At 62.8% G+C, this 14494-nt stretch carries 12 protein-coding genes and 1 pseudogene; 8 read left to right on the forward strand and 5 right to left on the reverse strand.

Features of this window, described 5'->3' with window-relative positions:
- Positions 1-125: 125 nt before the first annotated feature.
- A pseudogene (locus tag PG892_RS12170) lies at positions 126-290 on the forward strand (magnesium transporter); the annotation flags it as partial.
- A gap of 58 nt (positions 291-348) precedes the next feature.
- Here the strand turns inward: PG892_RS12170 and ppx are convergent.
- The 3 genes from ppx to PG892_RS12185 form a co-directional block, all read right to left on the reverse strand.
- Positions 349-1839 (reverse strand): exopolyphosphatase, encoded by a 1491-nt coding sequence (gene ppx / locus PG892_RS12175; protein WP_043128825.1) that lies wholly within the window; start codon positions 1837-1839, stop codon positions 349-351.
- Positions 1829-3898 carry a polyphosphate kinase 1 gene (ppk1, locus tag PG892_RS12180; RefSeq protein WP_010675282.1) on the reverse strand — a complete coding sequence of 690 codons (2070 nt, stop codon included), beginning with the start codon at positions 3896-3898 and terminating at the stop codon, positions 1829-1831. Before ppk1 ends, ppx begins: the two co-directional genes overlap by 11 nt.
- A gap of 76 nt (positions 3899-3974) precedes the next feature.
- Positions 3975-4487, reverse strand: a complete 513-nt coding sequence (locus PG892_RS12185) for a glycine cleavage system protein R (RefSeq protein WP_010675281.1) — start codon at positions 4485-4487, stop codon at positions 3975-3977.
- Between the two features lie 257 nt (positions 4488-4744).
- Between PG892_RS12185 and PG892_RS12190 the strand changes: the two genes are divergently transcribed.
- The 5 genes from PG892_RS12190 (at position 4745) to PG892_RS12210 (ending at position 10656) form a co-directional block, all read left to right on the forward strand.
- A complete protein-coding gene (locus PG892_RS12190; protein WP_111896806.1) occupies positions 4745-5584 on the forward strand; it encodes a DUF2726 domain-containing protein in 840 nt (279 codons plus the stop codon).
- Positions 5585-5823: 239 nt separating this feature from the next.
- The gene (locus PG892_RS12195) at positions 5824-7242 is read left to right on the forward strand and encodes a sigma-54 dependent transcriptional regulator (RefSeq protein WP_041213159.1); all 1419 of its coding nucleotides are present in this window, start codon (positions 5824-5826) and stop codon (positions 7240-7242) included.
- Positions 7243-7347: 105 nt separating this feature from the next.
- Positions 7348-8382 (forward strand): sensor histidine kinase, encoded by a 1035-nt coding sequence (locus tag PG892_RS12200; protein WP_223916161.1) that lies wholly within the window; start codon positions 7348-7350, stop codon positions 8380-8382.
- Between the two features lie 70 nt (positions 8383-8452).
- Positions 8453-9787: a sigma-54-dependent transcriptional regulator gene (locus PG892_RS12205; protein WP_223916159.1), complete on the forward strand. Its 1335-nt coding sequence runs from the start codon at positions 8453-8455 to the stop codon at positions 9785-9787.
- A gap of 107 nt (positions 9788-9894) precedes the next feature.
- Entirely contained in the window at positions 9895-10656 is a 762-nt protein-coding gene (locus PG892_RS12210) for a Nif3-like dinuclear metal center hexameric protein (RefSeq protein WP_010675276.1), read from the forward strand.
- Positions 10657-10770: 114 nt separating this feature from the next.
- Here the strand turns inward: PG892_RS12210 and purN are convergent, their stop codons facing one another.
- Together purN and purM are read right to left on the reverse strand one after the other, a co-directional pair.
- The gene (gene purN / locus PG892_RS12215) at positions 10771-11409 is read right to left on the reverse strand and encodes a phosphoribosylglycinamide formyltransferase (RefSeq protein ID WP_042017578.1); all 639 of its coding nucleotides are present in this window, start codon (positions 11407-11409) and stop codon (positions 10771-10773) included.
- A gap of 32 nt (positions 11410-11441) precedes the next feature.
- Complete coding sequence (gene purM, locus PG892_RS12220) at positions 11442-12479, reverse strand: phosphoribosylformylglycinamidine cyclo-ligase (protein WP_010675274.1); 1038 nt, start codon at positions 12477-12479, stop codon at positions 11442-11444.
- Between the two features lie 176 nt (positions 12480-12655).
- On the opposite strand from purM, the gene upp reads away from it, so the two are divergent.
- A complete protein-coding gene (gene upp, locus PG892_RS12225) occupies positions 12656-13282 on the forward strand; it encodes a uracil phosphoribosyltransferase (RefSeq protein ID WP_005302745.1) in 627 nt (208 codons plus the stop codon).
- A 140-nt stretch (positions 13283-13422) separates the two neighbouring features.
- Positions 13423-14451: a DUF2066 domain-containing protein gene (locus PG892_RS12230; protein ID WP_223916157.1), complete on the forward strand. Its 1029-nt coding sequence runs from the start codon at positions 13423-13425 to the stop codon at positions 14449-14451.
- The last annotated feature ends 43 nt before the right edge of the window (positions 14452-14494 follow it).

Consider the following 14494-nt stretch of genomic DNA (forward strand, 5'->3'; position numbering starts at 1 on the left):
TGGAGGCGCGGTGCAATCAGGCCGCCCGATGAAGCAGGAACCCGGTACTGCGCGAGCAGCTATCACCCAGTAATGGGGATCCCCCTCCTGTGACGCGAAGCGCTAAGGTGGGGGAGGATGTCAACGTGCTCTGGAGCGCCACTGTCGCCTCGGTGATCCCCATGGTGCTGCGTCGCTTTCGCATCGACCCGGCGGTGGTCTCCGCCCCCTTCATCGCTACCCTGGTGGACGGTGCCGGCCTCATCATCTACTTCGAGATAGCCAAGCTGATCCTGCCGGATCTGCAGTAGGAAAGCACAAGAGACAAAAAAGGCAGCCATCGGCTGCCTTTTTGCACAGAGGGGCGGATCACCCGAGCTGGAACAGCAGGGGCCAGCCCTGCTCGTGGCAGTAGCGGTGCTCCTTTTCCAGGTTCTGCATCAGCAACTTGTTCTCGTCACACCAGTCCAGGGGCAGGGTGACCACCAGCTGATCCCCGGCGGCCTGCACGTTCCACTCGGGCAGCAAGTTGTCCTGACGCCTGTGGTGGGCCGCTACCGCGAGGCGCAGGATGCGGATGCAGCGCAGCACCGTCTGCTCGTCGTGGTTGGGCAGGGCCGGCAGCTCGGAGAGCTTGAGCCCCTTGCGGTGAAAGCGCACCAGGGCCGCCAGCAGGGCCTGATCGTCCTGGTTGAAGCCGGGCAGATCGGTGTTTTGCAAGATATAGGCGGAGTGTTTGTGGATGCCGCTGTAGTTGATGGCAAGGCCGATCTCGTGCAGCCGCGCCGCCCAGCCGAGGATGGCGCGATAGGGCTCTTCCGGCATCTCCCAGGGGCCGCACAGGGCGTCGAACAGGGAGAGGACGCTGCTCTCTACCCGGGTGGCCTGGCGCTTGTCGATGCGATAGTGAGTGCTGAGTGCAAGCGCGGTACGTTCGCGAATGTCGTGATGCTGCAGGCGCTCCTCGAACTCGTAGAGCAACCCTTCGCGCAGGGCGCCGTCGGAGTACTCCATCCGCTCGATGGGCAGGGAGGTGAATAGCCCGAGCAGGATGGCCACCGCGGCGGCAAAGACCCCCTGACGCTCCTCGGTGAGGCCCGCCAGTTTGAGCTGATCGACCCGCTTGTGCTTGAGCATCTCTTCTTTCAGCCGCTCCAGTCCCGCCAGGGTGATGGCACCATCGGTCCACTCTTCCCCCTGCAACACGTCGCGCACGGTGCGGATGGAGCCCGAGCTGCCGAGGCAGCTCTGCCAGCCCAGCTTGCGGTACTGGTTGATGATGGGGGCGAGCTGATGCTGGGCTTCCAACACGGCGGCGTTGAAGGCCTTCTCGCCGAGCTTGCCGTTGCCAAAGAAGCTCTGGGTGAAGCTAACGCAGCCCATCTTGCGGCTGGTGAGCGCCTTGTGCTCAAACCCTTCGCCGATGATGAGCTCGGTGCTGCCGCCGCCGATGTCCACCACCAGCACCTGGCCCTCGATGTGCTGGGTATGGGCGACCCCCTGATAGATGAGGCGGGCCTCTTCCTGGCCGCTGATGATCTCGATGGGGTGGTTGAGCACCTTGGCTGCCTCGCGCACGAAGTCGCGGGCGTTGCTGGCGCGGCGCAATGTGTAGGTGCCGGCGATGCGGATCTGATCCGGCTTGATGTTGGTGAGCCGCTCGGCGAACAGGGCGAGGCAGTCCAGCCCGCGCGCCATGGCCTCCGGGGACATGCGGCGCTGACCGTCCATCCCTTCGGCGAGGCGCACTCGCTCCTTGATGCGATCGATGATCTGCATCCGCCCCTCGGTGAGGCGGGCGATGACCATGTGGAAGCTGTTCGAGCCCAGGTCGACAGCGGCGTACAGACTATTGTCCATGGTTTGACTCTATGCGTTTGAGGTAGTCGTAAATCGCCACCTGGGAACGGACCTTGCGGCGGTTGCCCCGCTTCACGTATTCGTTCTTCTGGTCGGCATCGATCACCCGCGCCTTGCAGGTATCACTCAGTTGTAGCTCGAGAATGTCGAGGATGCGCTGCTTGAGCCGCTCGTCATAGATGGGGGTGCCCACCTCGATGCGACCGTCGATGTTGCGGCTCATCCAGTCGGCACTGGAGATATAGAGCTGGGGATTGCCCTTGTTGTGGAACACCATCACCCGCGGATGTTCGAGGAAACGGTCGATGATGCTGATGACCCGGATGTTGTCGCTCAGACCCGGCACCCCCGGGCGCAGGGCGCACATGCCCCGGATGATCATCTGGATGGGCACCCCGGCCTGGCCGGCGGCATAGAGCCGGTTGATGAGGTCTCTGTCCACCAGGTTGTTGATCTTGAGGGTGATGCCGCTGGGTTGCCCCGCCTTGGCGTTGGCCAGCTCGTTGTCGATGAGGCGATAGAGCTGGCGGCGGCTGTTGATGGGGGAGACCAGCAGGTGGTTGAACTTGTAGCGCCGGTACGGGTACTCGATGTACTCGAACACGCTCTCCACCTCGGCGGTGATGTCCGGATGGCGGGTCAGCAGGGAGAAGTCGGTGTAGATCTTGGCGGTCTTCTCGTTGAAGTTGCCGGTCCCGATATGGGCGTAGCGCACCGCCTCGCCGTTCTCGTGGCGGGTGATGAGGCAGAGCTTGGAGTGGATCTTGAGGCTGGGCACCCCGAACACCACCTTGACGCCTGCGTCGGTCAGGATGTTGGCCCAGTCGATGTTGGCCGCCTCGTCGAAGCGGGCGCGCAGCTCCACCACCACGGTCACCTTCTTGCCGTTGTTGGCGGCGTCGATGAGGGAGTGGATGATCCGCGACTTCTTGGCCACCCGGTAGATGTTGATGCGAATGGCGCTGACCGCCGGGTCGAAGGCCGCCTGGCGCACCAGCTCGGTGAAGTGGTGGAACTTGTGGTACGGGTAGTAGAGCAGGATGTCCTGCTTGGCGATGGCGTCGAAGGCGTTGACGAAGCCGTCAAAGTCGCGGCAATCGAGGGCCGGCAGCTTGGGGTTTTCCAGATAATCCCGGCCCACATTGGGGAAGCCGATGAAATCCTTGAAGTTGTGATAGCGCCCACCGGGCATGATGGCGTCGTAGGAGCTGATCTGCAGCTTGAGCTTCAAGAAGCTTATCATGGCCGCCGGCATCTCCCGCTCGTAGACGAAGCGCACCGGCATGGCAGTGAGGCGCTGTTTCAAGCCGTCACTCATCTTGTCCACCAGGCTGAGGTCCAGCTGGTCGGAGAGGTCATATTCGGCATCCCGGGTCAGCTTGACCGCGTAGGCGGCAATCTCGTCGTAGTCGAAGAAGCCCTTGAAGATCTCGTCCAGACAGAAGCGGATAACGTTGTCCAGGATGATGATCTGCTTCTTGCGACGGGTGCCCTCCGGCGGTAGCTGGAAGAAGCGGGGCAGATCGTCGGTGGGCACTTCCACCAGGGCGTACTGGATCACCTGGCCGTTCTTCTTCATCTCGATGGCGAGATAGGTGTGCTCGTCTTTCAGGAACTTGACCGGGTTGACCTCCTTGTTGAGGAGGATGGGGATGATGTGGCGCAGTACCTTTTCCCGGAAGAAGATCCGCAGCCACTGCTGGATGGACTCGGAGAGCTGGCTTTCGTTCACCAGGAAGATGTTGTGGCGGGCCAGCGCGATCAGCAGCTCCTTGTAGGTGTTGTCGAACGCCTCGCCGAGCGCCATCACCTTCTGCTGGATGGCGCGCAGCAGCACCTTGGCCTCGTCGTCGCCGCCGTGGACTTCGTTGATGAGGATGCGGCGCTTGACGTCCGACACCCGTACCTTGAAGAACTCGTCCTGATTGGAGGAGAAAATCCCGAGGAAACGGACCCGCTCGATGAGGGGTACCGTCTTGTCCATCGCCTCTTGCAACACCCGTTCATTGAATGAGAGCCAGCTAAGCTCTTTCTCTTCATACTGCTTGTCGGTGCTCATCTGGTGCCTCTTTGCTCTGGTTGCGTCTGCGCGGAAGTTATGGCGTCAAACCATGACAAATTTATGACAGGCGACACTATTCGCTCAGATCCTGATCGATGTCGACGACGAGGTCGTCGGAGAGGGACTCCAGGGCCGTGACGAGATCGTCCAGTTCGAGCTGCGGCGGCAGGGCCACCAGGGCGTGGGCATAGAAGAGAGGGGCGCCTGAGTGGGGCGCAGGTTCGCAACCTGTGGTGAGGTCGGCGACGTTGATGTTGAGCTGGCGCAGGATGCTGGCCACTTCGTGGACGATGCCCGGTCTGTCGTTGCCGGTGACGCTGAGCATCACCTGATGGGCCGGTTGCGGGCTCAGCTGCCCTTCGGCGAAGCTCACGGTGAGGCCAGGCAGCATCACCAGGGCCTCGCACAGGCTGCGGTAATGCTCGTCAGGCACGGCGACGTGCAAAATGCCGGCAAATTGCCCCGCCAGCTCGCTCATGGAGCTGGCCAGCCAGTTACCCTGCTGCCGGGTGATGGTATCGGCCAGGCTCTCGACGATCCCGGGTTTGTCTGCGCCGATCACGGTGACGACCAATTGCTTTTGCATCCTGCTCTCCTTGAATGGGGCTGCGTGGGGTCCGTTGACGCCTGGCGGCGACGGGGTGCGCGCCAGAACGTCCATGGGCTCTACATTGTGCCTGCTGTGACAGGCCATATGAAGCCCGCCTTGCGCAAATTCAGTGAAAAAACGCGAATGCCGGGACGGGCTTGATTTCTGCGCTGCCTGAGTCGCTTTCCCCGTGGTAGAGTGTGCCCCTTCCTTTGGTGTGAACTGAATTTGTCTTGTAAACGGGATGTGCGTGTATGAATAGCCTTGTCGTATCAGGAGCCGTGTTGCTGGGGTTGCTCCTGCTGGTGATCGTCTGGCGCAGGGAGAAAGAGGGCAAGGCCGAGCCCTATGATCTGCAGGAAACCTTGATGAGCCCAGCCGAGCGCACCTTCTTCGGGGTGCTGGATCAGGCGGTGGGGGACAAGGCCCGTGTCTTTGCCAAGGTACGAGCCTCCTATGTATTGACGCCCGAGGCGCACCTTGGCAAGGGCAAGCGCCAGCAGGCGCTCGGCAAGATAGGGGAGAAGCACTTCGATTTTCTGCTCTGCCACCCGGCGGATCTCTCTTTCCTGTGTGCCGTGGAGCTGGATGACGAGGGGCACCGCCACCAGAAGCGCAAGTCGCGGGATCTCTTCCTGAAGGCGGCCTGCGATGGCGCCGGCCTGCCGCTGTTGCAGATCCCGGCCAGCAGCCACTACCAGGTCGACGAGTTGCGGGAGCAACTGCTGCCCCTGCTGGCGAGAACGACGGCGCCGGTGGATGACCTGCTGCCCGGCGAGCGCCGCGAACCGACCTTCAGCCCGCTGCTGCTCGATGGTGTCGATCTGGGCACGTCACACCCGGGGGCTGCCAGGGAGCCCCAGGTGCCGCCCCCCCAGGCCGGAGAGGCAATGCCCGTGTTGATGGAGGAGAATCCCTTCCTCGATCCGGATGAGGAGGAGCCCCGGGAGACGATCCCTCATTGCCCCCGCTGTGCCGCGCCCCTGGTGGCACGGGAAGCACGAAAGGGTCCCCATGCCGGTCGCCTGTTCCTCGCCTGCAGCCGGTTTCCCGAGTGCCGCTATGCCGCTCCCCAGGAGAGCGTGAAACACTGATCCCTCCTCTGACGCCGCACCCTGTCGGCGTCATTCTTTCCCCTTCGCTGGTTTTCATCCGATACTCAATCTGGCTGGAAGCGTGATCCCCGTCCCGCCAGGGTCCGGGAGGATGTGACAAGTTTTGACAATCCGCCATAATTTTGGCACTTTGTCCCCCTTATGACACAGTGCGAAATTGGTTTTAATAAGCACTTAAAAAACAATAGTTTGGCGTCAGGTGTGAAAATATGGATAGGATGGCTATGGGTGTGCTGCTTGTTGATGCCGATGATGTGCGGCGCCAGCAACTGGGGACTGTGCTCTCCTTCATGGGGATCCCCTGGCAGGAGGTGGTTGAGAGCGATCTCGATGTGGCCATCGAGACTGCCGGGCCCTTGCAGGGGATTCTGGCCGGGGAACTGCGCGAGCGCGCCCTGAGTGAGCTGCTTGCCGCCCATCCTCGTCTGCCCTTCCTCTCCCTGATGCCGGCGAGCCATGGTTGCAGCAACTTCATCGGGGTGGCCGAGGCGCCCTTTACCTATGAGTCCCTCACCCGTCATCTGCACTTCTGCCAGGCCTTCATCTCCCTGCATCCCCGTCATCAGACCCACGACAAGGGTCAGACCCTGCTGCGCCTGCTGGTGGGCAAGGGGAGGGGCATTCAGGAGGTGCGCCGTCTCATCGGCCAGGTGGCCGAGACCGACGCCAACGTACTGATCCTCGGTGAGTCCGGAACCGGCAAGGAGGTGGTGGCTCGCGCCATCCACGAGCTGTCCGCCCGAAGCGCGGGCCCCTTCGTGCCCATCAACTGCGGCGCCATTCCGGCGGAGCTGCTCGAGAGCGAGCTGTTCGGTCACGAGAAGGGGGCCTTCACCGGTGCCATTGCCGCCCGGCGCGGCCGCTTCGAACTGGCCCAGGGGGGCACCCTCTTCCTCGACGAAATCGGCGATATGCCGCTGCCGATGCAGGTCAAGTTGCTGCGGGTGCTGCAGGAGCGCCAGTTCGACCGGGTCGGGGGCGGCAAGGCCGTCCAGGCAGATGTGAGGGTGATCGCGGCGACCCACCGGGATCTGGAAGCCATGATCCGCACCCAGGCATTTCGCGAAGATCTCTACTACCGCCTCAATGTGTTCCCCATCGAGACACCCCCCCTGCGGGATCGGGCCGACGACATCCCGCTGCTGCTGCAGGAGCTGCTCAATCGCCATGCCGAACAGCACAAGGGGATCATCCGTCTGACCCAGCGCGCCATGGAGTCCCTGATGCAGTACGCCTGGCCCGGCAACGTGCGCGAGCTGTCCAACCTCATCGAGCGCTTGCTCATCCTCTATCCGAACCAGATCGTCGATGTGGCGGATCTGCCCGGCCGCTATCGCCTGCTGCCCTGCGAACCACGAGATGAACGGCTCACCGAGATGGACGAGCGGGACGCCCTGGCTGCCGTGTTCCAGTCCCCACCAGAGCTGGATCCCGGCATCGCCATGCCCCTGCCCATGCAGTTGCCCCAGGAAGGGGTCAACCTCAAGGAGATGCTGGCCGACCTCGAGGTGGAGCTGATCCGCCAGGCCCTGGAGTCCCAGGACGGGGTGGTGGCCCGCGCCGCCGACCTGCTCAGCATGCGCCGCACCACCCTGGTGGAGAAGATGAAGAAGTACGGCATGAGCAAGGACAATTGAGGTCAATGCTTTGACGCATTGACCCAATGCATTGATAAATAACCTCTATTTTGCTGGCATGGAAATTGAATAAGCTGACTCAATCGCCAGTTTGAGGTCAGTTTTATGACAGCCCAGCCGCAAGATACCCCGCTCCAGTCTCACGAGGTGAGCCAGCTTTACGCCATCTTCACGGCGCTGCCCACCGGTGTCTTGCTGCTCGACGGCGAGGGCCGGATCACCCGTGCCAACCCGGCCGCCAAGGCACTGCTGGGAGAGCCGCTGGAAGGCCAGGCCTGGCGCCAGATCATCGACCGCTGTTTCCAGCCCCGCGAGGATGATGGCCACGAGATTTCTCTGCGCGACGGCCGCCGGGTCCAGCTGTCGACCCAGCCGCTGCCGGATCAGCCCGGCCAACTGGTGTTCATTACCGACTTGACCGAGACCCGCCAGTTGCAGGACAGGGTCAACCACATGAAGCGCCTCTCCGCCCTTGGCAACATGGCGGCTTCTCTGGCGCACCAGATTCGCACCCCGCTCTCCGCCGCCATGCTCTATGCGGCCAACCTGGCCAACCGCACCCTCAAGCCTGAATCCCGCAGCCAGTTCCAGCAAAAATTGATGGCGCGCCTGCAGGATCTCGAGAAGCAGATCAACGACATCCTGCTGTTTGCCCGCAATGGCGACAACCAGGTGGTGGCGCCCCTCTCGGTGCAGGGCTTGCTGGCGGAAGTGCAGGCGGGGGCCGAAGCCTTCTGCCAGCAGCAGGGCTGCGCCTTGCATCTGGAGGCCCCTGAGCCCGATCTCTGTCTGCTTGCCAACAGCAGTGCCCTGGCGGGGGCCATCAACAACCTCATCGCCAATGCCCGGCAGGCCGGCGCCGATTCGCTCCTGGTGAGCGCTGTGCGCAGCGGCAACCGGGTGGAGATGCGGGTCATCGACAACGGCAAGGGGATGGCCCCCTCCCTGCTCAACCAGATCTTCGAACCCTTCTTTACCACCCGATCCCAGGGCACGGGCCTCGGTCTTGCGGTGGTGCAGTCGGTGGTACGAGCTCATCAGGGGGAGGTGAGCGTGGCCTCGGTCCCTGGCGAGGGCACCTGTTTTACCCTGTCCTTCCCCCTGCATCAGCAACAGGTTCAGTTGGGGGGAGTGGCATGAGGCGCGCAAAAGCCGGAGCGCCGGTGAAGATCATTCTCGACAAGGCCATGTTGGTTGTAGGAGGTGTGGCATGACCCAGGCTCGCATTCTGGTGGTGGAAGATGACAACGGCCTGCGCGAGGCGCTGCTGGATACCCTGCTGCTCGGTGGCTATGAGTGCCGCGAGGTGGACAGCGGCGAGCGGGCCCTGCTTGCCCTGTCCCGTCAGCGCTTTGACATGGTGATCTCCGACATCCAGATGGGGGGCATGGATGGTCTGACCCTGCTCGCCAACATCCGCCAGCAATATCCCCAGGTGCCTGTGCTCCTGATGACTGCCTACGCCAACATCGACGGGGCGGTGCGCGCCATGCGCGAGGGGGCGATCGACTATCTGGCCAAGCCCTTCTCCCCCGAGGTGCTGCTCAACCAGGTCAGCCGTTATGTGCCGGCCCAGAAGGTGGAGAAGCGTGCCGTAGTGTACGGGGACCCCAGGACTGCGGAGCTGTTCCAGCTGGCGACCCGGGTGGCCAGAAGCGAAGCCACCGTCATGGTGACCGGACCGAGCGGGACGGGCAAGGAAGTGCTGGCGCGCTACATTCACGACCACTCCAGCCGGGCAGAGCAGGCCTTCGTCGCCATCAACTGCGCCGCCATTCCGGAGAACATGCTGGAAGCGACTCTGTTTGGCTACGAGAAGGGCGCCTTCACCGGTGCGGTGCAGGGGTGCCCTGGCAAGTTCGAGCAGGCTCAGGGAGGAACCCTGCTGCTCGACGAGATCACCGAGATGGATCTGGGGTTGCAGGCCAAGCTGCTGCGGGTCTTGCAGGAGAAAGAGGTGGAGCGGCTCGGCAGCCGCAAGATGATCCCCCTGGATGTGCGGGTCATTGCCACCAGCAACCGGGATCTGAAAAAAGCGGTGCAGGACGGGTTGTTCCGCGAGGATCTCTACTACCGCCTCAACGTCTTCCCCCTGCGCTGGACGGCGCTCTGGGAACGCCCGGGTGACATTCTTCCCCTGGCGGAGCATCTGCTGGCGCTGCATGCCAGCCAGATGGGGCTGCCGACGCCGCAGCTCGCAGAGGACGCCCGAGAGCGTCTGATGGCTCACCCCTGGCCCGGCAACGTGCGCGAGCTCGACAACGTGGTGCAGCGCGCCCTGATCCTCTGTCCAGACGGCCTCATCGACTGTGAGCACCTGATCCTGGAGGAGACGGACGAGACCCTGGTGCGGCCGCTTGAGCGGCTGTCAGGGGAGGGGCTTGGCGGCGAACTCAAGCTGCAGGAGCACCAGATCATTCTGGACACCCTGCAGGAGTGCAACGGCAGTCGCAAAGCGGTGGCCGACAAGCTCGGCATCAGCCCGCGCACCCTGCGCTACAAGCTGGCCCAGATGCGTGACGCCGGCATCGAGTTGCCCGCCTAGGCCTGACAGGCGCATGGCCTTGCCGGTCCGGCTCGATTATCATGGGCCCTGACGATCGGAATCCGGCTCCCCGCACAGTACGTGGGGAGCCCAGCTAGGAGACCCCCATGATCTCTCATCGTAAACTGGAAAGCCTGCTCAACCACCTGCTCGAACCCCATGCCATCAAGGATTACTGCCCCAACGGCCTGCAGGTGGAGGGGCGCGAGCGCATTCGCAAGGTGGTGACCGGCGTCACCGCCAGCCAGGCCCTCATCGATGCCGCCGTGGCCGCCGATGCTGACGCCATCCTGGTTCATCACGGCTACTTCTGGAGCGGCGAGCCGGCCCAGATCACCGGCATGAAGCAGCGTCGTCTCAAGACCCTCTTGACCCACGACATCAACCTGTTTGCCTACCACCTGCCGCTGGACGTTCATCCCGAGGTGGGGAACAACGCCCAGCTTGCCAGGCTGCTCGGCATCAAGGTGCGTCGCGGTCTCGAACCCTGGAACAGCAAGAGCGTGGCCATGGTGGGCAAGCTGGAGGAGCCCATGAGCGGCAGCGATTTTGCCAAGCTGATTGCCGAGCGTCTCGGTCGCGAGCCGCTTCATTGTGGTGACAGTGGTCCCGAGCTCATCCGCTCCGTGGCCTGGTGCACCGGCGGTGGCCAGAGCTACATCAGCCAGGCGGCGGAGCAGGGCATCGATGCCTTCATCTCCGGCGAAGCCTCCGAGCAGACCATCCACACTGCCCGCGAGATGGGCATGCACTTCTACGCCGCAGGCCATCACGCCACCGAGCGCTACGGCGTCAAGGCGCTGGGAGAGTGGCTCGCCACCGTGCACGGGCTGGAGGTCACCTTTATCGATATCGACAATCCGGTGTAGGGCCGATTAGCCGCGCAGCGGCGTCATCGGACGTGATGACAGCCATTGCGCTGGTCGATAGAAATGACAAGGGAGGCCTGAGCCTCCCTTGTGGTGTCTTACTGCTGCTCGCGGTTACTCGCTGGCATAGCCTGCCAGGCCAAGCTGCTTGCCATCGAGGAAGGCAGACCCTTCTCGCATCTGCAAGCGCCCTTCGCAGAACCACTGCACCACCAGGGGGTAGATGCTGTGCTCCTGCACCTGGACCCGGGCGGCGACCTCGTCTGCACTGTCCCCTTCGAAGATGGGGACCCGTGCCTGGAGGATCACCGGGCCGCCGTCGAGCTCTTCGGTGACGAAGTGGACGCTGGCGCCGTGTTCGTCATCACCGGCCTCGATGGCGCGCTGGTGGGTGTGCAGACCCTGGTATTTCGGCAGCAACGAGGGGTGGATGTTGATCATCCTCCCCGCGAAGTGGCGCACGAGGTCGGCGCTCAGGATCCGCATAAAGCCGGCCAGCACCACCAGATCCGGCTGATAATCCGCCATCAGGGCCAGCAGGGCGGCATCATACTCCTCCCGGCTGGCGAACTGCTGCTGGGCCAGGATGGCGGTTGCCACCCCGGCTTCCCTGGCACGCACCAGGCCATAGGCATCAGCCTTGTTGCTGATGACGCCGACCACCTGACCGGCAATCTTGCCGCCGGCACAGCCATCGAGGATGGCCTGCAGGTTGCTGCCGCTGCCTGAGATGAGGACGAGGATGCGTTTCATAGGGGAGGTCATCTGGCCGTTGATCCGATCATTCATTGAATGATGACCTGCTCCTCACCATCGGCCGCCTTGGCGATGTGGCCGATGTGCCAGGCGTTCTCGCCTTCGGCCTTGAGCAGGGCCAGTGCCTTGTCCAGCTGATCCGCCGGCAGGGCGATGATCATGCCGACGCCGCAGTTGAAGGTGCGATACATCTCGTGGCGGGTGACGTTGCCTGCCTGTTGCAGCCAGCTGAACACCGCCGGCCACTGCCAGCTCTGCTCGTCGATGACCGCCTGGGTGTTGGCGGGCAGCACGCGCGGGATGTTCTCCCAGAAGCCGCCGCCGGTGATGTGGGACAGGGCGTGGATCTCGCACTCCTTGATGAGCTTGAGCACGGGCTTCACATAGATGCGGGTCGGCTCCAGCAGGGCGTTGGCCAGGGTGGTGTCACCCAGCGGCTGCTGCACGTCGGCCTTGGAGACTTCCAGGATCTTGCGAATGAGGGAGAAGCCGTTGGAGTGGGGACCGCTGGCGGCCAGGGCGATCAGGGCATCCCCTTCGCCAACCTTGCTGCCATCGATGATCTCGCTCTTTTCCACCACGCCGACGCAGAAACCGGCGATGTCGTAATCTTCCCCTTCATACATGCCAGGCATTTCGGCAGTTTCACCGCCGACCAGGGCACAGCCGGACTGTTCGCAGCCGGCGCCGATGCCGGTGACCACGGCAGCGGCAGTGTCCACGTCCAGTTTGCCGGTGGCATAGTAGTCGAGGAAGAAGAGGGGCTCGGCGCCCTGCACGATGAGGTCATTGACGCACATGGCGACCAAGTCGATCCCCACGGTGTCGTGCTTCTTCAGGTCGATGGCCAGACGCAGCTTGGTGCCCACCCCGTCGGTACCGGAGACCAGTACCGGTTCCTTGTAGCCAGCAGGGATTTGACACAGGGCCCCAAAGCCGCCAAGACCACCAAGGACTTCAGGACGACGAGTGCGTTTTGACACGCCCTTGATACGTTCAACCAGTGCATTGCCGGCATCGATATCTACGCCAGCATCCTTGTAGCTCAGTGAGGTTTTGTCAGTCACGCGTATTCCCCGTCATATAAAGAAGTGGAGGGTAAAATTCGGGGCGTATTCTACCAGCGGGCACGAAAAACCAGAAAGAAAATCGTTTGCGCGTTTTTGAATCGAAAAGCTCTACAAGCAGTGGCTTTTGTTGTATGATTCCGCGATTTTTTTGGCGCCGGTTAGAGGAGATAATAATGAAAGTCGTTGAAGTCAAACACCCCCTGGTCAAGCACAAGATCGGCCTGATGCGCGAAGGCGACATCAGCACCAAGCGTTTCCGTGAACTGGCCAAGGAAGTGGGCAGTTTGTTGACCTACGAAGCGACCTCTGACTTCGAAACCGAAAAAGTGACCATCGATGGCTGGAACGGCCCTGTGGAAGTCGACCAGATCAAGGGCAAGAAGGTCACCGTGGTGCCCATCCTGCGCGCCGGTCTTGGCATGATGGACGGGGTGCTGGAGCACATGCCGAGCGCCCGCGTCAGCGTGGTCGGTATCTATCGCGATGAAGAGACCCTGCAGCCTGTCCCCTACTTCGAGAAGATCGTCAGCAACATCGAAGAGCGTCTGGCCCTGGTCATCGACCCCATGCTGGCCACCGGCGGCTCCATGATCGCCACCATCGATCTGCTCAAGAAGAAAGGTTGCCAGTCCATCAAGGTGCTGGTGCTGGTTGCCGCGCCGGAAGGCATCAAGGCGCTGGAAGCCGCTCACCCGGACGTGGAGCTGTTCTGTGCCTCCATCGACCAGGGGCTGAACGAGAAGGGCTATATCGTCCCGGGTCTGGGGGATGCCGGCGACAAGATCTTCGGCACCAAGTAAGCATCACCCCATCGCCGCGCCCAAGGCGCGCAAACGGAGCCGGCACCCTGCCGGCTCCGCTGTTTCTCCCCCCTTTGCTTGCTGCCATGCGCGCCTTGCCGCTACCATAAGCACCATCCCCCATTTCGAGAATCTTCTTTATGCTGAAACGCTTAGCGACTCTCCTCTGCTGCTGTCTGCCACTCGTGGTATCGGCCGCCCAGGTAACCGACCTCTATCAGGGCAAGGCTCCCACCAGTGGCGACATGACGGCCGCCCAGTCCCAGGCGCTGGGGGATGTGCTCGTCAAGGTGACGGGCAAGCGCGATATCCTCACCCAGCCGGATGTGGTGAAGGCCCTGGCGGCGCCGGCGGATTATGTGCAGCAATACAGCTATCAGGACATCGGCTCGGTCAAGTTTCTCAAGGCGGATTTCAATGTGGCCAAGGTGAACGCCCTGGTCGGCCAGAGCAAGTTTGCCCTGCTTGGCCCGGTGCGGCCGCAGGTCGCCATCTGGCTGGTGGTCGGCGAAGGGGAGCGGCGCATTCTGCCGGATCAGTCCGGCGATGGCTGGTCCGAGGCGCTGCGTGCCCAGACCCAGGCCATGGGGCTGCCGGTCAGTCTCCCGCTGATGGATTTGGATGACAACATGGCGGTCAATGCGACCGATGTCTGGGGCCGCTTTGCTGATCCCGTGCTCAAGGCGAGCCAGCGTTACGGCGCCGAAATGGTGGTGCTCGGCAAACTGAGCCCGGAGGGGGAGGCCTGGAGCATCGACTGGGGTCTTTATGGGTCCAAGCCGGGGGCGCAGGCAGGAGAGCTGACCGAGCTGACCAAGGGCTCGGGTTCAGGTACCCAGGCCGAGGTGGCAAAGGGCTTTGCCGATGCCCTGGCCGGTTGGCTGGTGCAGCAGTACGGTACCCGTCTCTCCGGTGTCGCCTCCAGCCAGACCCTGGTGGTGGAGGGGCTGTCCGATATCGATGGCATGATCCAGATCCAGAAGCTGCTGCAGGGGATGGCCAGTGTCACCAAGGTGGCTATTGGCAAGCTGGAAGGGGACAAGGTGACCTTCAACCTCTCGCTGCAGGGGGACAAGGCCGAGCTGGTGAGGGGGTTGCAACTGGAGAGCCGCCTGCATCAGGTGGAAGACAACGAGAGCGGCCTGCGCTATCAATGGTCGCAGCCCTGATCCCGGGGAAGGATCCTGACCGCCCGGCATGGTCCGGGCGGTT

This window comes from Aeromonas sp. QDB68 (genome assembly GCF_027707405.1).
Lineage (GTDB): Bacteria > Pseudomonadota > Gammaproteobacteria > Enterobacterales > Aeromonadaceae > Aeromonas > Aeromonas caviae.

Coding starts and splice junctions, on each gene's coding strand:
- PG892_RS12210 (WP_010675276.1), top strand. CDS start 9,895: ATGATCTCTCATCGTAAACTGGAAAGCCTGCTCAACCACCTGCTCGAA.
- purN (WP_042017578.1), bottom strand. CDS start 11,409: ATGAAACGCATCCTCGTCCTCATCTCAGGCAGCGGCAGCAACCTGCAG.
- upp (WP_005302745.1), top strand. CDS start 12,656: ATGAAAGTCGTTGAAGTCAAACACCCCCTGGTCAAGCACAAGATCGGC.
- PG892_RS12205 (WP_223916159.1), top strand. CDS start 8,453: ATGACCCAGGCTCGCATTCTGGTGGTGGAAGATGACAACGGCCTGCGC.
- PG892_RS12190 (WP_111896806.1), top strand. CDS start 4,745: ATGAATAGCCTTGTCGTATCAGGAGCCGTGTTGCTGGGGTTGCTCCTG.
- PG892_RS12185 (WP_010675281.1), bottom strand. CDS start 4,487: ATGCAAAAGCAATTGGTCGTCACCGTGATCGGCGCAGACAAACCCGGG.
- ppk1 (WP_010675282.1), bottom strand. CDS start 3,898: ATGAGCACCGACAAGCAGTATGAAGAGAAAGAGCTTAGCTGGCTCTCA.
- ppx (WP_043128825.1), bottom strand. CDS start 1,839: ATGGACAATAGTCTGTACGCCGCTGTCGACCTGGGCTCGAACAGCTTC.
- PG892_RS12200 (WP_223916161.1), top strand. CDS start 7,348: ATGACAGCCCAGCCGCAAGATACCCCGCTCCAGTCTCACGAGGTGAGC.
- PG892_RS12230 (WP_223916157.1), top strand. CDS start 13,423: ATGCTGAAACGCTTAGCGACTCTCCTCTGCTGCTGTCTGCCACTCGTG.
- PG892_RS12195 (WP_041213159.1), top strand. CDS start 5,824: ATGGCTATGGGTGTGCTGCTTGTTGATGCCGATGATGTGCGGCGCCAG.